The sequence below is a fragment of the Sulfurospirillum sp. HTRB-L1 genome (genome assembly GCF_059415125.1).
Window position 1 is genome coordinate 1 of record NZ_JCAHZR010000007.1, and the last position, 20,908, is coordinate 20,908.

Below are 20,908 nucleotides of genomic sequence, written 5' to 3' on the forward strand. Positions count from 1 at the left end.
AATTTTTTAATAAACCGTTCTTGGTTCTCAGATTTGCTATATATATATGAAATTGGAAGTAATTATATTATATTTAAAGAAGAAGAAGGTTTTGTTTTGTTGGATTGGAAAATTAAAAAGCGACACAGTTTTCAAAAAAAGAGAAATTGGGAAAATTGGTGGTGAATGAAGATTTTGAGAGGTTTCTAAAAACGGCTTAAAAGCCCTAAAAGTCGTGGTGGAGTGTAGCGGGATCGAACCGCTGACCTCGACGCTGCCAGCGTCGCGCTCTCCCAGCTGAGCTAACACCCCACATTTTGGAAGAACGCAATTATAAGTAAAATAACCTTAAAGAGGCTTTACATGTAAAGCCTCTTAGCGAATGAGGTATTCTTGCGCGATAGCCGTTGAGGGAAGGGGTGTGAGGGTGAAAAAGGTTTGGTTAAAACGCACTGTATAGGAAGCCTCGGGCGAAGTTTTGGCGTAGGCGAGCACAAGGCGCATGGCAAGCTCACGGTCTGAGGCACTGGCGTATTTTTCAAGCAAGGCGGTTGGCCCAATCAACTCCCCAAGGTCGATAAAATCGTACTTGGAGTGGGTGAGCTCTTCTAAGGCACCATTGTCGGCTTCGTCTCGTCCAATCACCAGTTTAGCGCCTTCTGGCAAGCGCAAATGCCGTCCGTGGCGCAATAACGCGATGTCCTCAAGGGCAAACTCCCCGTGGGCTAACACGTCTTTGATTTTACTGGCAAAATGGGCATGGGTGAGCAAACATCCCCCCGCAGGCGGTTCGTAATCGTCTAGTCCATACGCTTGTGCCAAAGCGATTTGGCGTTCACGGCTTCGCCCGCTGATGTCCAGTAACTGCGCGCGGTCAATCCACCCCTCTTTTTCGGGCAAGGTTTCTTCTAAAAGTTTGGCGCACAGCGGGCGCACGATGAGCCCCTCTTCATCTTGGGCGAGGGTTGTTACGGTGCGGATGGCTTTCCTGTGTTGGCTCATGGGACGTTGCCCGACCACTTCGCCCGTGATGATAAAATCCGCGTGGTAAAGGGGCAAAAGGGTTTTGGCTAAACGAAACATGAACCCGTGGCAGTCGATACAAGGGTTAAAATGTTTGCCATAGCCATGGAGTGGGCTAAAGAGCACTTCATCAAGGTAGGCTTGGCGTGCGTCGTACACTTCAAGGGTGGCTCCTACTTGCTTGGCACGTTGGCGCATGAGCGCGTGTTTGCCCTTGTCTGGGCCAAATCCAATGTTTACATGTAAGGCAATCACTTCAATGCCTTGGTCAGTGATGAGCTTCATAGCTAACATGCTATCAAGCCCGCCGCTAAAGAGTGCTAAAGCTTTCATACGGAACGAGTTCTCCCTTTTTGAGTTTAACCATGATGTGTTGAATCTTGCGGATGAGGAAACTTTTGGTCTCAAAAGCCAAGTGTGAGGCCCGCTTGACCCGTTCTAATTCTTCTTGATAGTACGCTCCCAAAAAGTGAATCAACGAGCCAATCAGCTCCTCTTCGGGGTAGATTTTGATGTCTTCCCACAAGAGTAATCGGCGCAAACTTGGATGGTCGTGACGTCCGTCCAAAAGGGCGCGAAACTCTTCGCCGTGGGTTTTAAACATGGAAATATCGATGATGTCAAGCACCGTATCAATCAAGCTAGGCTCTAGCAAGAGGGTTTTGATGATGGTGAGCTCTAGGGTGTCCTCAAAGACGCGTTTTCGCGGGGCATTGGTGGCGTGTTTGGGTTTTTCCACGCGTACAAAGGTCTCTTTAAGCCCGAGCATATCCGCGAGCATTCCTTGGTAAGACGCCGCTACGGCAGGGGGCAGACTTTTCAAAAAGGCGGTGGCCTCTTCAAGGGCCCGTTGCTTTTGGAGCGGGTCTTTGAGGTTGTAGGTTTTGATGGTGCGCTCAAGGCAAAACTCCACAAAAGGCTGCGGCGCGTCAAAGAGCTTGGCGAGGGCCGCTTGTTCGCCCCGTTGTACCATGTCGGCGGGGTCTAGCCCTTCTTTGAAGATGACCACGCCACCGGCGATGCCGTGGTTGCTTAGCAGCCTAGATGCTTTCAAGGCCGCGGCAATACCCGCTTCGTCGCCATCATACGAGAGAATGACGCGTGGATTGCCCCGAGAAAGCAAAGGAAGGTGTTCGTTGGTGAGTGCTGTGCCAAGGGTGGCAACCGCGGTAGTAAAGCCCGCTTGGTGAAGCATAATAACGTCCAAATACCCTTCCGTGACGATGATGCGCCCTTCTTTAAAGATGTGTTCTTTGGCGAGGTGGTAGCCGTAGAGTAGGTAGGATTTGTTGAACACTTTGCTTTGGGGCGAGTTGACGTATTTGGCCACGTGGCCCGTGATGGTGCGGCCGCCAAAACCGACGATTTTTCCACTGGGTGCGTAGATGGGAAAGGTGACACGTTCCATAAAGCGGGCGTAAGGACGGTCGTTTTCGCCCACATCTGCCGCACCGACTTCTTTGGCGTCGTTGATGGTAAACCCGTGCTCTTGTAAAAAGCGGAGCGTCGCATGGGAGGCGGGGGCGTAGCCTATCTCAAATTTTTCTACCGAGGCGTCGTAAATGTCTCTTTCTTGGAGGTACGCCTTGGCGGCGGGTTCTTTTTCGAGGCATTGTTGGTAGTAGAGGTTAAGGGCTTCGAGCACCTTTTTTTCTTCCCGTTTTTCGCCCATTTTGTTGGTGTAGACAAGGGAAAAATTGTACATGCTTGCGAGTTTTTCGATGGCTTCAGGGTAGGTGAGCTTTTCGTATTCCATGACGAATTTAATGGCATCGCCCCCTGCACCACAGGCAAAACAATGGTAGATTTGCTTGGAAGGGCTTACATGTAAACTCGGGCTTGAATCATCATGAAACGGGCAGAGGCACTTAAAAGCGGCCCCTGATTTTTTCAGTTCAAGGTAGTGTCCTACGACTTCTACCACATCAAGGCGTTGTTTGAGGGTTTGAATGGATTGTTCGTCTATCATAAGCGCAATTGTACTCAATCTTAGCTATAATCTAGCCCAATTCACGCTAAGGCAAGCTCTTGGAACCGTTTTTTATTGAATACCGCGATCCGATGTTTGGTATCATCATTTTATTTACCATTGTCTTTATTATCGCCTTTGTAAATTACTGGTGGGGTGTGTTTAAGTCCAAAGAAGAAAAGCAAAGTATTGAGCAGTTTATCAAGCGGTTTGAAATCACGACAGACGAAGATGACTACAAAAAACTCTTAGACGAGTTTGCCGTTCCTACAGAATCCTTAGGGCTTTTAGCCCATTCGTACACCAAAAGCGGCGACTTTGAGAAAGCCATTGGTGTGTATTTGTTGGCCCTAAAGCGCGTGAAAAATCGCGACGAAAAGCAATACATCCTCACCGAACTTGGCACCACTTACTTTAAAGCAGGATTTTTACGGCGCAGCTGCGAGGTTTTCTTAGAAGCCTTACGCTTGTTTCCCCGCAACAAAGTGGCGTTAAAATATCTCACCGTGACCTATGAAAAACTCAAAGAATTTGAACACTCCTTGGAAGTGTTAGACGCACTTGAAGAGATGGGCGCGGACGTGGCGGCCCAAAAAGCTTACGTCAAAGCCAAGAGTATTTTGGCAGACAAAGCCGTGAACCACGAAGCCAAATTGACCGCATTACGCGCGTTAAAAGAGAGCTTTGGTCTGGCAGAACGCATGGTGTTTGAGTATTGGCTAAAGCACCAACTTGTGTTGGATTGGGAAGAGATAGCCACCTTTGACACCCACACCATTTTGGATTTGCTGTGGTACCTTGACCCCCATTTGGTGCGCACGGAGGCACTCACGGACCCTGTGGCAAAAGCGGTGTTTAAAGCCAGAGGTTACGAGGTGGAGTCCTTGGCGTGCGAAGTATTTGAGCTTGAAGTGTTGGGCAAACTCCAAGAGACAGGTTACAAAGAAGCGGGTTTAAGCTTTGGCTATTTTTGCGACGCGTGCAAGCAAACCTTTCCGGTGCATTTTTACCGTTGTCCCAGTTGCCACGCCTTAGGTTCTGTGAAAATCGAATCCATCATTACGAAAGAGCGCCTTGAAGCACATCTTCCTTTTTAGCGACGGTTCTGCGCTGGGAAATCCAGGTCCTGGGGGATTTGGAACGATTTTGCGCTTTAATGGCACGGAAAAAATAGTGCGGGGGCACGAAGCACACACCACCAACAACCGCATGGAGCTTTTGGGGGTGATTGAGGGGCTTCGCGCTTTGAAAGAACCTTGTCAAGTGAGCATCGTGAGCGATTCGAGTTATGTGGTCAACGCGGTGAACGGATGGCTTGAAACCTGGGTCAAGAAAAACTTTAAAAACATCAAAAACGTCGATTTATGGCAAGCCTATTTGGAAGTGGCCAAACCCCATAAAGTACAGGCAACGTGGGTGCGTGGGCACGATGGGCACGAGGAAAATGAACGGTGCGATATCATCGCTAAAGAAGAAGCAAGCAAGGCCAAATTACAAGGGTAAATCATGGAAAAACGTGCAACGAGGGCATTGGAAGAGCGTCTGGGTTATCAGTTTCGGGATAAAAACCTGATAATCGAGGCACTCACACACAAAAGTTACAAAAAACCGTACAACAACGAACGCTTAGAATTTTTAGGGGACGCGGTGTTGGATTTGATTGTGGGAGAGTATTTGTTTCGCTCTTTTCCAAACGTGGCCGAGGGCGACCTCTCCAAAATGCGCGCGTCGTTGGTGAGCGAAAAAGGGTTTGAGATTTTGGCCCAACATTTGGGCCTTGGCGAGTTTATTTTTATCTCCCTTGCCGAGGAGAACAACAAAGGACGCATCAAAGCTTCTTTGCTTTCTAACGCCTTTGAGGCGGTCATGGGAGCGATTTACCTTGAAGCGGGTTTGGAGTGGACGCGGGAATTTGTGGAGCGCTTGTTGGAGAGCGTGTACCCCAAAATCGACATGGACAGCATTTTTAAAGATTACAAGACCACCTTGCAAGAGCTCACCCAAGCGCGCTTTGGCGTGACACCAGAGTATGTGTTGCTCCGTTCTTTTGGCCCAGACCACAAAAAAGAGTTTGAAGTGGCAACCAAGGTGCACGAACGCACCCTTTCTTGCGCACGGGGCAAAAGCAAAAAAGAAGCCCAGCAAGAAGCGGCACGTTTGGCGTTGGATATTTTAGCCAAGGAGGGCGCGTGAACCATTTTGGAAAACGGGTGTGCGTGAGCACCTTTGGGGAGTCTCACGGAGCAGGGATTGGCTGTGTGATTGAGGGGTTGCCTGCGGGACTTCCTTTACATGTAAAGAACATTCAAGCTTGGCTTGAACGCCGCCGTCCTGGCAAAACGCCCTATGCCACTGCGCGCAAAGAGAGTGACACGGTGCAAGTGCTCAGCGGGGTGTTTGAGGACCTGACCACAGGTACACCTATTGCACTGTTCATCCCTAATGAAAACCAAAAATCCAGCGATTACAGCGCGGTTAAAGACCTTTTTCGCCCGGGTCACGCGGACCTAACCTACTGGAAGAAATACGGCATCCGCGATTACCGAGGCGGTGGACGTAGCAGTGCCAGAGAAACGGCCGCGCGCGTGGCGGCGGCTGGCGTGGTTGAGGCTTTGCTTGAAGCGCTAAACATCCGTGTGCAAAGCGGGATTTGCGCCATTGGCGAAGTGGCGGGCGAGGCCGTGGACTTTGAACATGCGCGAAAGAGCGAGATTTTTGCCCTTGACCCTGCGTACGAAGAAGCTCAAAAAGCGACCATTTTAGAAGCTAAAAACAGCCATGATTCGGTGGGCGGAAGCGCGTTGGTGCGCATTGTTGGCGCACCCGCAGGACTGGGCGAACCGTTGTATGACAAACTCGACGCTAGACTGGCCGAAGCGATGATGGGCATCAATGGCGTCAAGGCTGTAGAAATAGGCGAGGGCATCAACGCCGCGCGCCTTAAGGGTAGTCAAAACAACGACCTTATGAACGCAAACGGTTTTTTAAGCAACCACGCAGGTGGCATTTTGGGCGGCATTAGCTCAGGTGCGCCCATAGAACTGCGGGTCCATTTTAAACCTACGCCGTCCATCTTTCACGCCCAACCCACCCAAGACATTCACGGCAACGCCCTTACATGTAACCTCAAAGGCCGCCACGACCCGTGCATCGCCGTACGCGGCAGTGTCGTCGCCGAAGCCATGGCAGTGTTGGTGGTAGCGGACATGTTGCTACTTAACATGGGAAGTACGATAGAGCAAGTCAAAAAGCTTTACATGTAACAAGAAGGAAAGGCCCCTCTTGTTACAAAAAATTAAAAGAAGTAATTGAGGCTAACCACAAAAGAGTGGTCAGAGTATTCGCCTTTGATATCCGTGTAGTCACCACTGTTGTCAGTGTACATGTGGCGTTTTTTGACATCTTCAGTGGCGTGACGGTAGAGGTATTCGCCACCAAGGGAGAGGGATTTGCTAAGGTAGTGTTCCGCGCCAAGGCCTGCTAATACATACCCAAGGGTATGGTTAAACGAACCGTTGTTTACAAAAGAGCTACCAAAAACCTGATGACTAGCCCTGAGCCAACCGTAGCCTAAACGCCCTGTGACGTAGGTTTCCGGTGCGATGGCGTAGCCACCTTTATAGGAAAGATCAAAAGAGGCGTTGGTTTTAAACCCGCCGCCTAAAGAGCCCATGTTGTAAGTGCCTTTAGCGGTAGAGTCTCTATAGGAAGCTTCAACCCCGTGAAATCCCCCCTCGACATGCATCCTCCACCCTGCGTGAAGTCCGAACATCAACCCGGCCTTATTGATGTCAGTGGAAAAGGTGTCTAGCCCGCCTGTGTCTGTGACGGTAGATTGTACCGTGGGGCTATTGACACCTAAAATTGCCCCAAGGTAAAAACCATCCTTCCCAACTCCCCTAGCCTGCGCACTCGCGCCAAAAACGCACAGCGCTAAGCATAATTTTGATACAACATGTCGCATAGGAACTCCTTTTTGTGTAAGTGATAGGTGCGTTAAACTTTAAAACACATAGCGAATACCCAAGAGTATTTCACTGGCAGAAAAATCAGCACTTCCGTACCCCTTGTCTGCGTCATCACTGCGCAGAGCCTGCCATTTGCCTTCTCCAAGCCAACTAAAACGGTAAGAAAAATCAATCACGGTTGAGGAGCCAAGGGGGTAGCTTGCGCCAAAGCCAACATTGGCCGCAAAGGATGTTGTTTTTTTCTTGCCATCGTACGTGTGAAGAGGTGGAATTGTTTTGGCGTAAAAGTCAAAATCATGGTGTGCGATGCCTACACCACCAAAAACAAAAGGCGTAATTCCCTCTAGCACATCAAAATCATAAGCAACATTTGCCATGACAGTTTGGATGGCGGTTTTTTGTTTTGAGTTTGCCATATTGTTGTTGGTGGGCGTTTTGGTGTAAGTGTGTTCTTTTCGGTAGGCATATTCAAGTTCTGTACGAATTTGTGGAGTGATGTAATAGCCTAGTGCTAAAGCTCCCATGCCAACAGTATCTTTGGCGGACCGGTCGTACTCTTTGTTCCAATTTCCAAGAGTTGTGGAATTATAGTTGGAGTTAGAAAACTTCATCAAAGAGGTTCCTGCTTTAATGGAAAGGTAGATTTTTTTGGCATTTGTTTCTTCGGCCTCCAAGCCAAGTACAAAAATGCACAATGCCACGACGATGCGACAGATGTTTTTCATAGCCACTCCTTTGGTAAATTTCAAAATTAAAGAAAGAGGAAATATCTGCTTTGTATATGGTAGAAAAATTTTGTTCCAAAAGCGTTCTAAATGGACGCGTTTAGGATAAGCGGTAGCCGAGGTTGGAGACTTTGAGGATTTGTAGGGGGGTTATTTTTTGACGCAGGCGGTGGATGAGGGTGCGCTTGGTGGTTTGGGAGACAGCTTTGAAAGGCCAAAGGGTGTTATCAAGCTCCGCTTCGCTAAGCACGGCCCCTTCTTTGAGGGCCAACAGGTGAAACAAAAGGGTTTCGTTGTGGGTGAGAGAAAGGGGTTTGTCGCGGTAACTGAGGGTTTGGGTAAAAGGATTGTACGCATGCTCGCCAAAGTGTAGTACCGTTTGGGTGTGGCGCAACAGGGCGAGTTTAACCATGGAAAGCAAAGCGGTGGGTGTGTAGGGCTTGGAGAGGTACTGGGCAAAGGGAATGTGGGCCACTTCTTCAAGGGTTTTGGTGTCGTTGTAGGCGGTGAGAAAAACAACAGCGCACCCAAAGTGTGTGTGCAAGGCTTTAGCCACGTCGATGCCATTTTCCTCTTCGCCAAGGTTGATGTCGCAAATGAGCACAACAGGGGGTTGTTTTTTGGCGCACCGGTAGGCTTCTTTAGGATTTTTAGCACTAGCACAATGCAAAAAACCGGCGCGTTCTAGGGTGAGAACAATATCCATCGCGACGATGGATTCGTCCTCTACGACGAGGATGGGGTGGCGCTTGGCGTGAAGGAGAGTGTCCATGTGCATCCTTGTTTGGTAGCGTGGGTGAGCGTTCCGCCAAGTTGTTGGCGTACAAGCGTGCGCACGAGGGAGAGCCCTAGCCCTTTTGCTTCTTTGGTTTCCACAAATAAATCACCCGAATCAGCAACGGTGATGGAGGCTTTTTGGGGCGAAGTGCGCGCTTTAACGGTGATAGTCACAGGGGTGTTTGACCTTGCGTGGCGGTAAGCGTTGGTGAGTAGTTCATTTAAAATAAGCCCGCAGTAGATGAGGTCCTTGATGGGCAATGCTCCTTTACATGTAAGGGTTAAAAGCACTTTTTTTTCGGGGTCATAAAGGGCTTGAACGTGTGAGGCTAGGGCTGAAAAATAGGGGGCGATGTCGAGGGTTTGCGTGGGTGATTCGCGGTTAAGAATCTCATGCAAGGTGCTGATGGTGCGCACACGGCCGATGGCTTCTTCAAGCATGGACGTAGCTTCTGCGCTTTGGGTGCGGGGGATTTGGAGGTTCAAGAGGGAGACAATCATTTGCAAGTTGTTTTTCACCCGATGGTTTAACTCTTTAAGTAAAACCTCCTTGTGTTCAAGGGCTTCTTTGAGGCTAGCGGTTTTTTCTTCGACAGTGGATTGCAAGAGCGCTTTTTGCTCTTCTTTGAGCGTCAAGAGTGCGCGGTCACTCTCCTCTTTGGCCCTTTGCAAGAGGCGCAAACGGCTTGCAAGCGCAAAAGAAAACAACAACGCTTCAAAGACAATGCCCGCTTCTGCAATGTAAGGGAGGTTGTCGTACAAGGTTGAGGTACCAAGGTTTAAAAAGGCCATGAGCAACAATGAGACCACAAGCACGCTCCACCCCGCCGCAAAATAGGGCGCCAAGGGGTTACGCTTGGCCAGCAAGTAGTACCCAAACCCCAAAAGAGAAAAGACAAGTACCGCATTAAGGGCTAAAAGCGGTTGAAAGAGGGCGGGAAAAAAGCCTCCCAAGAGCGCGCCACCCACAAGCACGTACCGCAGGCTGAGCCAACGGTGAAAGCGAGGGTAGTGCAGGTGCGTTTTAAAATAAGCCCCCGTAAAAAGCATCATAAAAAACGTAAAAAGCGTAAACACCAAACCGCTAGCATCGCGCACCGTGTCCATAAACCACGGCGGAAAAAGCATGTAGCCCACACCCGTGTACATCATGTGATGAAAGCTGATGGCGGCCAGATAACACACGTACCACCCGTAGGTAATGTCTTTTAAAAACACAAACAAAAACCCGTTGTACAGTAACAGCGCTCCCATAGCGCCAAAAAAAAGAGCCAAGGCGACAGCATCAACGAGCATGTCGTAGCGCGCACGTTCAAGGGAGAAAAGGTGCCACTTGGCCTTGAGCGCGGTCCCAAAAGAGTACGTGTGTGCCAAAAGGATTGCGTGCGCCTGTGGTGCTAGGGTGATTTCATAGGTAGGTTGGAGGTAAAAATGGGGCGCCTTTGGCGTGAGGGGTTGGCAGGTGGTGTCGCAAAGAAAGAGCGCGACATGCTCATTAATGCGCGGGAAAAACTGCACCGCCAAGGCGCGGGGTTCTTTGTGGGGGTTTTCAAGGCTTGCTTTGAGCCACAAATGGGACTGCTCATCAAAGCCAAAGGAGAGGATGGTATGCGGGGCTTCTTGCCAAGAGGCTTGGTTGAGGATCTCTTGGGGTGCGTGGTCGGCCTCTTGGGTGAGCAAGTAGTGGGTGTGGGGCATGAGAGAGTGTGCATCAAACGTTTCAGGCAAGACAAAGGGCTTGGCCCATAAACAAGCAATAGCAACAACCCACACCCCTACCATGCGCCCCATTGTTTCCCTTGTGTTAAAAAACGGTCAAAAGATTATAACAAAAGGTATGTTCCAAATGCGTTCCAAATGCAACCGAAGAAGCGGTACATGTAAGGAAAAAGCCTCCCGTTTCTTACATGTACAAAAGTAGTGGCGGCTTTACAAGTCGCTCAAAAACGCTTTCAATGCGCACGCAAAGGCTTGCGGATTTTCTAGCATGCTCACATGCCCGCTTTCTTGAAGCTCCTCATAGCGATTATTTTTAATGTTTTGGGCGAGTTTTTTCATTGTGCCTGGCGGGATGATTTCATCCTGACTTGCTTCGATGAGCAAAGTTGGGGGAGCTTGTTCTAGTGAACTTGTGGTGTCTGTTCGGCTTATCATGGCTAAAAGTGCGCCTTTGATTCCGATGGGGTCAAAGCTTAGAATCTTTTCTTTCCAATGTAAGAGTGTATCGGGGTGGTTTTGTTGGAAGTGTTTTGAAAACGCAACGGCGAAAAAGCCCTCTAAAAAAGAGGCAACCCCTTCTTTGTCGATTTTCTTTAGGGCGCTGGCACGTTTGAGTTTGGCTTCATTGTTGTCACTGGTTGGGGTTGTGTTGGCTAAGACGAGTGCCTTGAAATCTTGAAGTCGTTCGCTGGCGCGTAGTGCGATGTAGCCGCCCATGGAGAAACCGCACACGATGGGTTGGTGTAAATTTAGGTGCGAAAGAACGACTTCAAGGTCATCGACATACCCTTCCATGGTGTATTGCCCGTGACCCACTTCTGAGCTTCCAAGCCCCCGTACGTCGTAGCTAATGCAATAATAATGCTTTTTTAGCTCCCCAATAACGCCGTCCCAAAGGGTTTGGTCAAAGGGGAAACCGTGAATGAAAACAAGTGGCTGAGCGCTTGGGTCTCCTTGGGTGATGATGGCGATGCCATTGACTAGCGTGTGCATGGTTTTTCCTTGTGCTGGAGTGCAAATAGTCTAGCACATTTCCCTCAAAACCATAGCGCTAAGGACAAACCGGCCAATACCCGCGTGCATTGGCATACAATATTTACAGTGGCCGTAGCTTGGTATATTGCCAGTGAGGGTCGCAAAGATTTTAGCACAAGCCAAAAGCCTTAAAATAGCACTCCATTGGGCTAATGTGATAGAATGAAGGTGGGGTTTTGCTATCAAGCTAACCCACCCAAAGGAACATGACATGCGTCAAAAATTTAGTGTTGAAATAACCAATTTTAAATCCATCAGCGAAATAGCACACGCGTGGTCAAGCAGTGATTACACAAAGCTTTTGGAAATGATGGGCATCAATGAGGGCCTAGAGGGCTTGAGTGAAAAGGATTTAAAAGAGATGTGTTTGATGTCTTTAAGCGACTTAGAGCACCACGAAGCTGGCAAAATTGTGCTTAGCTATCTATTGGCAGATGCGGATATCACCGAGGGGAAAATCGACCAACTCTCCCACGAGTTACCAAATGACAAAATGTGGGAACAGTTTTCTGATTTGCATTACCACCATCGCCTTTTTAATGCCTACTCTTTGCTAAGATTAGCCTACAATGGCATTTTTTCTCAGCCCACAGGGGTGGAGTTGACACTGCAAGTAAAGGCAGAAAATGAAGAAGATTTAGAGATTTTTGACACCCCGTTGAAGCCAGTTTTAACCAGGTTGCTCGCAGGCGGTATGAGCAAAAACGCCATTTTAAATCGCCTCTACAGTGAGCAAATCAGCGGACCAAGTTTCCAAGAAGCCGAGGGCATTATTTGGATTTTAGAAGTGCTCTCACGCTCTAAGGGCGCTTGCACGTTTAAAATGACGAGTTCGAGTTTTTGGTTGGAGGATTTGAGCGAAGTCACCCACTTTGAAGCGTCAGCCCACGCCGATAGCGCGCAAGAGGAAGGGTAAGAAAATTACCCTAATCGTTGTGTTTTACGTACACCCTTGCATCACACCCGTCGGGGTAAAACCCTTTTTTTACTCCCTTACATGTAAAGCCTAGTTTTTCGTACAACCCTATGGCACTCAGGTTGTCTGTGCGCACTTCAAGACGCAATGTTTTGTTTACATGTAAGGCGTGTTGGAGGAGGATTTTAGCGATGCCCTTTCCACGCGCACTGGGGTGAACGGCGAGGGAATAAACGCGCGGGATTTTACGGGGAAAGAGGAGGATGTAGCCGCGTAGTTCATCCCCCTCGTACGCCCCCACAATGCGCCCACGCCTCAGATGATAACCCATGGTGCGTTTAGTCAAGGGGCTATCTTTCTCGCTAAAGCATGCGTTTTCAATCTCAAGCAAGGCGTGCAACTCTTCCTCGCATGCGTGTTTGCAAATCATTTTTGGTAGATGGTGTACTTGGGGATGAGGCGGTCGGGTCGGTAGCTCATCTTCACTTTTTTGAGGTTTTCAAAGCCCATGTCATCGCCCACGTTGATGTAGAGTGACCCGTAGGTGTCTTTGAGGATCTTGGAAAACTCACGGAAGACAAATTGCGCGCATCCCAAAATCTCAAAGTCGGTTTTTTCGATGATGACGCTGGCGGTTTCGTGGTTGATGCGTTCTCCTACTGTAAAGCCTTTGACTTCTTCATCAATGTAGAGCACAATCCCGATGAGCCCTAGTTCGTGGTAGTGCCCAAGCATCCGCTTGACCGCGTGTTGTTCTTGGTAGATGCCTTCTAAAAACAGTTCCGCCTCTTCTTTGGGCATGTAACGGATGCGGTCTCCGACCCACTTGTGAAAGAGGAGCATGATGGGTCTGGCGTGCTCTTCGGGGTCTAAAAGGGCGACGCGAAAGTTGGGGTAGGCTTTTTTGAACTTGTTAATCTCGTTGCGTTTGGTGTGGTACGCGTTGCCTTTGAGTTCGATGAGGTCATCGCTTTTGTACAGGTAGTCTACTAGTTTGCGCTCCACGACGAAATCTTGCAACACTTCGTAAATGATGGTGCCTTCTTCGAGGTCATTGACGAAGGTTTCGAGCATTTTCTCCGCCACGTAGTCGATGCGCGCGTAATAACGTGAGGCGTTGTTTTCGTTCATGATGGCAAAGCACTCCATGATGGCATCGTAAAAATTTTCCTTTTTTCCAAGGGGTGGCAAGAGCATGGAAAGCTCACTGCCCGTCATGGCAAAAAGGCAAAAGGAATCGTCGATGATGGTGTAAAAGCCACTCACGTTGGAAAGCCAAATGTAATTGGCAGCAAAGGTGTAGTCGCTGATGTTGATGTCCAGTTCTTGAAGGTGGTTTTCCATCAGGCTTTTGGCCTTAATATCAAAGTGTTTAAGCTTGTGTCCGCGAACACTAAAGGTTGGCACGAGGGGTCTCCTAGGGGGGTGATTTTTTGGAATTGTACTCCAAAAAATGCCATTTGCAGTAAAGTCCTTTAAAAGCCCTAAATCAAGGGCTTTTAAAGGGGTTAATTTACTCAAAAAAGGTGTACATGTAAGGAATTTTTCGTGAAGTTAAGCGGAAGATTTTTTGGGAGAAAACCACCGTCCAAACCCCAAGAGAAAACGCTCAAAAACCGAGGGCTTTTTACCCCCGTGTTTGATGAGGGTTTGGGCCAATTCCCCGTGCCCAAAAAGAAGGGCAAAAGTGATGGGTGTGGCACCCAAACCGTTGTTTTCATAAGGGTTTGCCCCGTAGTCTATCAAGAGTTTTGCCATGGCGTCGTAGCCTTTGAAGCACACGCCCGCAAGCGGGGTTTGCCCTCGGTCGTTTTTTTGGTCTACATTGGCACCGCGAAGCAACAAGGCCTGCGCCGTTTTGAGGTGGTTGTGGTAAGCGCACAACATCAACAGCGTGTTGCCTTTGGCGTCACACAAGTTCACACTCATGCCCGCACCCACCATCGCCATTAGCGCGACCGTGTGCCCTTCTTTGGCGAACTCTAGTGCCATGCGTTGGAGCTCTTCGTAGCGCGCTTCTTCTTCGGGCGTAATTTGCATACTATTGTCCCAATGCTGCTTGTACGCCCTTGGCGTAATCGGGCGAAACGCGCTCAAAAAGGGCGATTTGCCGTGCGATGATTTCTTGAGGCACGCCATCCATCGCTTCGGCGATATTGCTAAAAAGCTGGGCTTTTTGGCTTGCATTCATGAGGGTAAAGAGCGCTCTGACTTGGGAGAAATCATCGTTGCCTTCGCGGTGGTCGTAACGGTCCCCGTCCCCCTCAAGGGCCAATGGCGGTTCGGCAAAGGCGGCGTTTTCTTTGGGTCCATCAAAGCTATTGGGTTCGTAATACGCATCGGTGTTGATGCCTTGGCTGTAATTCATGGAGCCATCGGCATTGTAGGTGTTCACTTCCACGATGGGGCGATTCACCGGAAGCATTTCATAGTGGGTTCCTACACGGTAACGGTGGGCATCGGGGTAAGAAAAAATCCGTGCTTGGAGCATTTTATCGGGTGAAAAACTAATGCCTGACACCACGTTTGAAGGGGAAAAAGAGGCTTGCTCCACTTCGTTGAAGTAGTTTTGAGGGTTTTCATTAAGGGTCAGTGTGCCCACGGGAATCACAGGGTACTCTTTGTGCGGCCACACTTTGGTAAGGTCAAAGGGATTAAAGGGTGCCGCGTTGGCTTGCGCGTCGGTCATGATTTGGATTTGGAAATCCCACTGGGGAAAATCGCCTTTTTCGATGGATTCAAACAAGTCGCGTTGGTTGCTTTCTCGGTCTTTGGCTACGATGGCTTCGGCTTCACGGTTGGTGAGGGTTTGGATGCCTTGGCGGGTTTTAAAGTGAAACTTTACCCAAAAACGCTCGTTGTCGGCGTTGATGAGGCTGTAGGTATGGGAGCCGTAACCGTTGATGTGGCGAAAGCTTTTGGGAAGGCCGCGGTCGGACATCAAAATGGTCACTTGGTGGATGGACTCAGGGCTTAGGGACCAAAAATCCCACATGGCAGTGTTGGAGCGCATGTTGGAGCGGGGATGGCGCTTTTGGGTGTGGATGAAATCGGGAAACTTGTACGCATCGCGGATGAAAAACACCGGCGTGTTGTTGCCTACTAAGTCCCAATTGCCCTCGCGGGTGTAAAATTTCATGGCAAAGCCGCGTACATCACGTTCAGCATCCGCCGCACCGCGCTCGCCTGCTACGGTAGAAAAGCGCAATAACATGCGGGTTTTTTCGCCTTTTTGGAAGACAGTGGCTTTGGTGTAGCGGGAAATATCTTCGGTGATTTCTAGCACGCCGTAAGCACCACTGCCCTTAGCATGCACGACACGCTCAGGGATGCGTTCACGGTTTTGGTGAGCAAGTTTTTCGATGAGTTGGTAATCTTGCATCAAAAGAGGCCCTCGTGCCCCCGCACTTTGACTGTTTTGGTTGTCGGCAATAGGATTGCCCGCGGTGGTAGTTAACTGCTTGCCCATAGATTCTCCTTATTAATAAATTTTATTATCTAGGAATTTTACTCATAAAGTCTTAAACCCTTCTGACGAAAAAAGTTTACCCTTTTTTAAATCAGCCCTTGGAAAAAAGGCAAGCACCAAGAGTGCGTGGGCTTTCCGCCGAGGAAAACTTAGCGTTAGCGTAGCTTTTGGAGCTTCGCTTCAAAGGCGTATTCAAAATGAAAACGAAGGCTGCCTGAGCGACTTGATTTTAAAGGTGTGGCGTTGTAAAGGGCTGGGGCCTAAGGCTTGGATTTGTTGTATGTGGTGCGCCGAACCGTAACCTTTGTGCTCGTCAAACCCGTATTGGGGAAACCGTTCATGCATCCGCACCATGTAGCGGTCTCTGGCGACCTTAGCCAAGATGCTTGCCGCGCTCACTTGGGGCACGCTCATGTCGGCTTTGACGAGGGTTTGAATCCCCATTACGCCAAAAGTGCAGTTGCCATCCATGAGGATTTCATGCTCGCCAAAATGGGCTTTGATGCGGCTTAGAGCGTGGTGCAAACAGGTGCTAAGCCCTAGGGTATCTACTTTGGTGTGTGAAAACCACACAATCCTAAAAGACGCACTAAGGGCAATGCGTTTAAAAAGCATGTCGCGGCGTTTGGGGCTTAAGGTTTTGGAGTCTGCAAGGCCGTCAATGGGTTCATGTAACACGCACCCCGCCACGACCAAAGGCCCCGCAAGGCAGCCTCTCCCTGCTTCGTCTACACCGCACAACATCTTGCTTCCTTTTTGTGGTTTTGGTACATTTTACCCATTTTTTACACAAAAAAAGTTAGGATGGCCCATCTGAATAAAAGGGGAGCCCCATGCGTTATGTGGATGAAATCACCTACACTTCGTTGCGTTTGGCTGTTCCGCCGAGTATTCTTCACTACGGTGAAGCCCTTGGGAAAATCCTAGGCGAAGAAGCGATTTTTCTAGCGCAAGATGAAGCGATGTTTTGCGACGCCCTTGAGTCTGGCCTTGCCAATGCCTGGGTGGGGGACTTTGCCTTTTTGGAACAGTTTCGGTGTGAGCGGTGCGTGGAACTTGCCCTTTACCCCCTGCTGCTCATTCGCACAACGTGCACTCCTTTAACTTCAACGTCCCTAAACCATTGGGTTCCTAGTGCGTTTGTGGATATTCCTATGGAAGAGGAGGACGTCAAGCGTGCCTTTGGGAACGTGGAAAAAGCCTTACATGTAAAGGAAGATTTGGCGTTGTTGCATTCTTTGCAAAACACCATTAAAAAAGGCCAAACCCGCCAAGTGGTGTTGGACATGGAACGTGCCTTTGAAAAGGAACTAAGTATCATCCGCAACGATTTGTATTACCAACAAGTCGCCCTTCCTTTTTACGACAACTTGGTGTTGCGCCTTGATATGGTGTACAAACCCATGGACCTTTTGAGCGGTGATTCTTATTCGGTGCGTACGATTGATGAAGACATCGTGGCGTGTTTTTTGATTGATGCGATGTCCAAGGGGGTTGCGGCGGCGTTGACATCCACCTCGTCCACTTCCATGTTGAATTATTTGATTGATGAATTGCGAGAATCAGAAACCTTTAGCCTTGAAACTTTGGTGGAAAAATACGTGAGCTATATTAAAAAAGAGCTCATGGAAGATGAAATCATTTCAGGGTTTTTTATTGTCTTTAACAAAAAAGAACTCACCCTAGAGTACGCTTCTTTTGGAATGCCGCCCTTTTTAGCCACTACGCCTAGGGGCGAATGCGAGTCCATTCGTGGGAACAACATGCCCATTTCTCCTTACACGCAAACTTTTGCCCTCGATTCGGTGTGTTTGCGGGGTGTCAACCGTTTTTTGGCCTACAGTGATGGGCTAAACGAGAGCGAGACCAAAGAGGGCAAGGCGTATAAAAAAGAGTTGGCAGAAGATTTTTTGCGTTCGGTGAATATCGCTGATTTTATGGAGCGCGTGAGCGAAAAGATTGGTTCAGGGAGCGATGATATTGCCTATTTCTACCTTCAAGGAGCCAACCTTTCTAAGGGTGAAAAAGAGAGCTATACCTTGCGCAGTACCCGCGAAAGCATCGAAGAAGGGCTTGAAAAAGTACGCCCTTTTTTGGAGCGTTACGGTGCCACGTCCAAGGTCATCACCCAAAGCAAGCTCGCCCTCTTGGAATTGCTCACCAATGCCCTTGAGCATGGCAGTTTTGGCATCGACAAGGAACAAAAACACCGTTACCTTGCAACCGATGCTTTTGAGGGCATGATGGAAGCCTTGGAAAAAGTTCATGCATACCGTTCCATCGTTCTAACCTTGCGCGTTTACCGCCAAGGGGAGTGGAAAATCTTTGAAGCAACCGTGGAAGATGAGGGCGAAGGGTTTCCCACGCGCACCATCAAAAACGCCATGATTAGCCCCGCGAAGTACAGTGGTCGGGGATTGATGATTGTCAAAAAACTCGTGGACCGTTTTTATTTTAACGCCAAAGGAAATGCCATCACCATCCTTAAGCGCCTCATCTAGCGTTGCAGTGCCCACTCCCAAAAGGGCACAATCTCGCACGCAATCCCCTCTTTTTCTCCTCCGCCTTCATTACCCACGCTAAGAACCGTGAGTTTTTTGATGCCAAGGGTGCGCAAGTGTTCTACCATGCCACCAAAGCGGCGCAACACAAGTTCTGGGGGTAAAAATGGGATGCACACGAGGGCTTCTTGGGCGAGAGGAAGGTAAAACTCGACCATGGACGTGTAGTACACGCTGGCGTGTTTTTTGAGCAGTTCGCAAAAGACGATGTTTTCAAAGCGTCGCATAAAATCTTTTTCAAAGGTCAGGGCGTTTTTCAGGGCAAAGTCGTTGAGGTAAACCTTTTTAGGGGTTTTGGGCGCGTCAAATTTGGGCACAAAATGCATCAAACTTTTGCGTTCAAACAAGGCCGCCGCTCCATAAAGGCTGTCTTTGGAGAGTTTGAGGTGGGGCTTGAGTGCGGTGTATAGGCGGTGCAACGAGAGCGGACGCGACTGAGACAAGGCCATGTGGCGAAACAGGTTTACCAAAAGGGGGTCGTAAAGGTCTAGCAAAAGGGAGGTTTGAAGGTAGGTAAAGAGTTCTGTCTCCCCCAAGGTGGTGCTTGCAGGTGACCTGCCGTGGTTGGCGTAGAGGTTAAACAAATGTTCGCTAGAGGCGGAGCCTTTGCTAAAGGCGATAAATTCTTCAAAATCCAACGTATCGACCCACAAGCGTGTAAAGCCAGGCAGGTGCAAAGCGTGGTCGTTGGAACTGAGCAAAAGCGGGATGCCTTGGGGGAGTGCTAATGTGGGGGTGTAATTGTCGATGGCTAAAAGTGCGAGGGGGTGTGTGTCGCAAAAAGCGGCAAGGGCGGCTTCTAATGTGTCGTGGTCAAGGCGAACATCTTGAAGGCTGATATACAAAAAAGAACCTGGTGCTAAGGTGGAGAGATAATCCAACAAAAGGGCCGTTTTACCGGCACCCTTGGGCCCAATGACTAGGGTGTTGGGTGCTTCAATGCGCACTTTTCGGTCATGAAAATGGTGAAAAGTCGGGGGTTTTTCATACAATGCTTCGAGTGCATTCACGGGGATTCCTTACATGGTAACCCAAAAAGTATACCAAACCCATGGTAAAAAAGAGTTCTTGTAAAAGTAGAACTCTAAAGTATAATGTCACCCACACAACCCTTACATGTAAAGAAAAATAATGTACGATATTGTTCTCACGACTTTTAACGCCCGCTATGCCCATACCTCTTTGGGGCTTCGGTATTTGTTTGCCAACCTCCACGAACTCCAACCCAAAAGTCGCATTTTGGAATTTGTCATCAACTCCAGTGTGGCGGACGCTGCTGAGGTGATTTTAACCCATGCGCCAAAGGTTGTGGGGATTGGTGCGTACATTTGGAATGCCAACGAAGTGCACGAATTGGTAGAAATCATCAAGAAAGTTTCGCCCCAAACATGGGTGGTTTTAGGCGGCCCAGAAGCGAGTCATCTTCCTCATCGCGTGGATTTTAGCAAGGCCGATTACATCATTCAAGGAGAAGGAGAAGTGGCGTTTTATACCCTTGCGCGCGACCTCCTAAACGCCAATCCTCCCTCTTTACGCCTTCTTTCTCCTACGCCTGTGGATATGGATGCCATCACGCTTCCTTATGCCTTTTACACCGACCACGACATCACGCACCGCATGTGTTACGTGGAAGCAAGCCGTGGGTGCCCCTTTACGTGTGAATTTTGTCTCTCTTCCATCGATAAAAAAGTACGAGAAATCCCCTTGCCAAGGTTCTTAGAAGCGTTAGAAACCCTGTGGCAACGGGGTGTGCGAAATTTTAAATTCATCGACCGCACTTTTAATCTTAGTATTGCCACTGCGACCCAGTTGTTGGATTTCTTTTTGGCCAAAGAAGGGGAGTATTTTGTCCATTTTGAAGTCATCCCTGAGCGTTTCCCCGAGGCGCTTAAAGAACGCATTGCTAGGTTTGCCCCCGCTTCACTCCAGCTTGAAGTGGGGATTCAAACCCTTAATCCCACCATTGCCAAAGGGATTCGCCGAAGGCTTAATATCCCAAAAATCACCCAAAACCTTACTTTTTTGCAAGAACACACCCATGCCCATTTACATGTAGACCTTATTGTGGGATTGCCGGGGGAAGATTTGGAAAGTTTTGGGCGCAATCTTGACGCGCTTCAAGCCCTAGCCCAGTGCGAGATTCAAATTGGGATGCTCAAAAAGCTCTCAGGCACCACGTTGTCCCGTCACGACGCGGAACACGGCATGGTGTACGCCGACACGCCTCCGTATGAAATCTTGCAAAACGACGCCATCCCCTTTGCGGCCATGCAACGCATGAAACGCTTTGCACGCTTTTGGGACTTGGTCTACAACAGCGGCAATTTTAAAAAAACAGCCCCACTTTTGTGGGAAGGGGGCAAGGTGTTTGAGGGTTTTAGCGCCTTTAGCCAGTGGATTTACGCGCAAACCGAGTCTACGTGGCAGATTTCCCTCGACCGATTGGCAAGTTTGCTGCTTACTTATACATATACACACATGGGCCACCAAGAAGAAGCAATCAAGGCACTGCTCACCGAAGACATCATGGCCGTAGCAGGGCGAAAGCTTCCTGCTTTTTTGCGCGACACCGCTTTGGTGAAAAGCCCTTCCAAAGAACCCCTACAACAGGCCAATAAGCGCCAACGTAAACACACGGCTTCTTAGGGAAAAAAAGTTGCCTTGATTATCATCTTTTCCTTATGAAAAGGAAAAGATGATAATCTTTACGTCCCAAAAAAGCCTATATCCTTGACTTTTGAGCCTCCTTTCAGTAAAATCTCAGTCC

The 20,908-nt window shown here is 49.0% G+C and carries 20 protein-coding genes and 1 tRNA gene; 7 read left to right on the plus strand and 14 right to left on the minus strand.

What is annotated here, in order from left to right; translation table 11 throughout:
- Nucleotides 1-215 precede the first annotated feature (215 nt).
- From AC5SLM_RS11135 to dnaG, 3 genes are all read right to left on the minus strand, one after another.
- Nucleotides 216-291 (minus strand) — tRNA-Ala (locus tag AC5SLM_RS11135).
- Nucleotides 292-354: 63 nt separating this feature from the next.
- Entirely contained in the window at nucleotides 355-1,335 is a 981-nt protein-coding gene (locus tag AC5SLM_RS11140; RefSeq protein WP_495251037.1) for an argininosuccinate synthase domain-containing protein, read from the minus strand.
- Nucleotides 1,313-2,971, minus strand: coding sequence for a DNA primase (gene dnaG, locus AC5SLM_RS11145; RefSeq protein WP_495251174.1), 1,659 nt, complete (start codon nucleotides 2,969-2,971; stop codon nucleotides 1,313-1,315). Before dnaG ends, AC5SLM_RS11140 begins: the two co-directional genes overlap by 23 nt.
- 59 nt (nucleotides 2,972-3,030) lie before the next feature.
- Here dnaG and AC5SLM_RS11150 point away from each other — a divergent pair, with 59 nt between their 5' ends.
- From AC5SLM_RS11150 to aroC, 4 genes are read left to right on the plus strand one after another with little or no spacing between them, the layout of a single operon-like run.
- Nucleotides 3,031-4,068, plus strand: a complete 1,038-nt coding sequence (locus AC5SLM_RS11150; RefSeq protein ID WP_495251038.1) for a tetratricopeptide repeat protein — start codon at nucleotides 3,031-3,033, stop codon at nucleotides 4,066-4,068.
- Entirely contained in the window at nucleotides 4,046-4,474 is a 429-nt protein-coding gene (gene rnhA / locus AC5SLM_RS11155; RefSeq protein WP_495251039.1) for a ribonuclease HI, read from the plus strand. The genes AC5SLM_RS11150 and rnhA overlap by 23 nt, the downstream gene beginning before the upstream one ends.
- Nucleotides 4,475-4,477: 3 nt before the next feature.
- Nucleotides 4,478-5,164 (plus strand): ribonuclease III, encoded by a 687-nt coding sequence (gene rnc, locus AC5SLM_RS11160; RefSeq protein WP_495251040.1) that lies wholly within the window; start codon nucleotides 4,478-4,480, stop codon nucleotides 5,162-5,164.
- Complete coding sequence (gene aroC / locus AC5SLM_RS11165) at nucleotides 5,161-6,234, plus strand: chorismate synthase (RefSeq protein ID WP_495251041.1); 1,074 nt, start codon at nucleotides 5,161-5,163, stop codon at nucleotides 6,232-6,234. Before rnc ends, aroC begins: the two co-directional genes overlap by 4 nt.
- A 32-nt stretch (nucleotides 6,235-6,266) precedes the next feature.
- Here the strand turns inward: aroC and AC5SLM_RS11170 are convergent, their stop codons facing one another.
- The 5 genes from AC5SLM_RS11170 to AC5SLM_RS11190 form a co-directional block, all read right to left on the minus strand.
- Nucleotides 6,267-6,935 carry an outer membrane protein gene (locus tag AC5SLM_RS11170; RefSeq protein WP_495251042.1) on the minus strand — a complete coding sequence of 223 codons (669 nt, stop codon included), beginning with the start codon at nucleotides 6,933-6,935 and terminating at the stop codon, nucleotides 6,267-6,269.
- A gap of 39 nt (nucleotides 6,936-6,974) precedes the next feature.
- Nucleotides 6,975-7,664, minus strand: a complete 690-nt coding sequence (locus tag AC5SLM_RS11175) for an outer membrane protein (RefSeq protein ID WP_495251043.1) — start codon at nucleotides 7,662-7,664, stop codon at nucleotides 6,975-6,977.
- A 100-nt stretch (nucleotides 7,665-7,764) separates the two neighbouring features.
- On the minus strand, nucleotides 7,765-8,436 hold the full coding sequence (locus AC5SLM_RS11180; RefSeq protein ID WP_495251044.1) for a response regulator transcription factor: 672 nt from the start codon (nucleotides 8,434-8,436) through the stop codon (nucleotides 7,765-7,767).
- Nucleotides 8,391-10,232, minus strand: coding sequence for a 7TM diverse intracellular signaling domain-containing protein (locus AC5SLM_RS11185; RefSeq protein WP_495251045.1), 1,842 nt, complete (start codon nucleotides 10,230-10,232; stop codon nucleotides 8,391-8,393). Before AC5SLM_RS11185 ends, AC5SLM_RS11180 begins: the two co-directional genes overlap by 46 nt.
- A 138-nt stretch (nucleotides 10,233-10,370) precedes the next feature.
- Nucleotides 10,371-11,153 carry an alpha/beta fold hydrolase gene (locus tag AC5SLM_RS11190; RefSeq protein ID WP_495251046.1) on the minus strand — a complete coding sequence of 261 codons (783 nt, stop codon included), beginning with the start codon at nucleotides 11,151-11,153 and terminating at the stop codon, nucleotides 10,371-10,373.
- A 253-nt stretch (nucleotides 11,154-11,406) separates the two neighbouring features.
- On the opposite strand from AC5SLM_RS11190, the gene AC5SLM_RS11195 reads away from it, so the two are divergent.
- A complete protein-coding gene (locus tag AC5SLM_RS11195) occupies nucleotides 11,407-12,111 on the plus strand; it encodes a hypothetical protein (RefSeq protein ID WP_495251047.1) in 705 nt (234 codons plus the stop codon).
- A 10-nt stretch (nucleotides 12,112-12,121) separates the two neighbouring features.
- Here the strand turns inward: AC5SLM_RS11195 and AC5SLM_RS11200 are convergent, their stop codons facing one another.
- The 5 genes from AC5SLM_RS11200 to rnhB all read right to left on the minus strand — a co-directional run bounded on the left by AC5SLM_RS11200 (nucleotide 12,122) and on the right by rnhB (nucleotide 16,324).
- Entirely contained in the window at nucleotides 12,122-12,541 is a 420-nt protein-coding gene (locus AC5SLM_RS11200; RefSeq protein WP_495251048.1) for a GNAT family N-acetyltransferase, read from the minus strand.
- A complete protein-coding gene (locus AC5SLM_RS11205; RefSeq protein WP_495251049.1) occupies nucleotides 12,538-13,518 on the minus strand; it encodes a DUF2156 domain-containing protein in 981 nt (326 codons plus the stop codon). The genes AC5SLM_RS11200 and AC5SLM_RS11205 overlap by 4 nt, the downstream gene beginning before the upstream one ends.
- A gap of 147 nt (nucleotides 13,519-13,665) precedes the next feature.
- Nucleotides 13,666-14,151: an ankyrin repeat domain-containing protein gene (locus AC5SLM_RS11210; protein WP_495251050.1), complete on the minus strand. Its 486-nt coding sequence runs from the start codon at nucleotides 14,149-14,151 to the stop codon at nucleotides 13,666-13,668.
- A gap of 1 nt (nucleotide 14,152) precedes the next feature.
- The gene (locus AC5SLM_RS11215) at nucleotides 14,153-15,580 is read right to left on the minus strand and encodes a catalase (protein ID WP_495251051.1); all 1,428 of its coding nucleotides are present in this window, start codon (nucleotides 15,578-15,580) and stop codon (nucleotides 14,153-14,155) included.
- A gap of 192 nt (nucleotides 15,581-15,772) precedes the next feature.
- On the minus strand, nucleotides 15,773-16,324 hold the full coding sequence (rnhB, locus tag AC5SLM_RS11220) for a ribonuclease HII (protein ID WP_495251052.1): 552 nt from the start codon (nucleotides 16,322-16,324) through the stop codon (nucleotides 15,773-15,775).
- Nucleotides 16,325-16,413: 89 nt separating this feature from the next.
- Here rnhB and AC5SLM_RS11225 point away from each other — a divergent pair, with 89 nt between their 5' ends.
- Nucleotides 16,414-18,081 (plus strand): ATP-binding SpoIIE family protein phosphatase, encoded by a 1,668-nt coding sequence (locus tag AC5SLM_RS11225; RefSeq protein WP_495251053.1) that lies wholly within the window; start codon nucleotides 16,414-16,416, stop codon nucleotides 18,079-18,081.
- On the opposite strand, the gene AC5SLM_RS11230 is transcribed toward AC5SLM_RS11225, so the two are convergent.
- On the minus strand, nucleotides 18,078-19,151 hold the full coding sequence (locus AC5SLM_RS11230; RefSeq protein WP_495251054.1) for an ATP-binding protein: 1,074 nt from the start codon (nucleotides 19,149-19,151) through the stop codon (nucleotides 18,078-18,080). The two genes, AC5SLM_RS11225 and AC5SLM_RS11230, sit on opposite strands and share 4 nt — an antisense overlap.
- A 121-nt stretch (nucleotides 19,152-19,272) precedes the next feature.
- Here AC5SLM_RS11230 and AC5SLM_RS11235 point away from each other — a divergent pair, with 121 nt between their 5' ends.
- Entirely contained in the window at nucleotides 19,273-20,787 is a 1,515-nt protein-coding gene (locus AC5SLM_RS11235; protein ID WP_495251055.1) for a B12-binding domain-containing radical SAM protein, read from the plus strand.
- Nucleotides 20,788-20,908 lie beyond the last annotated feature (121 nt).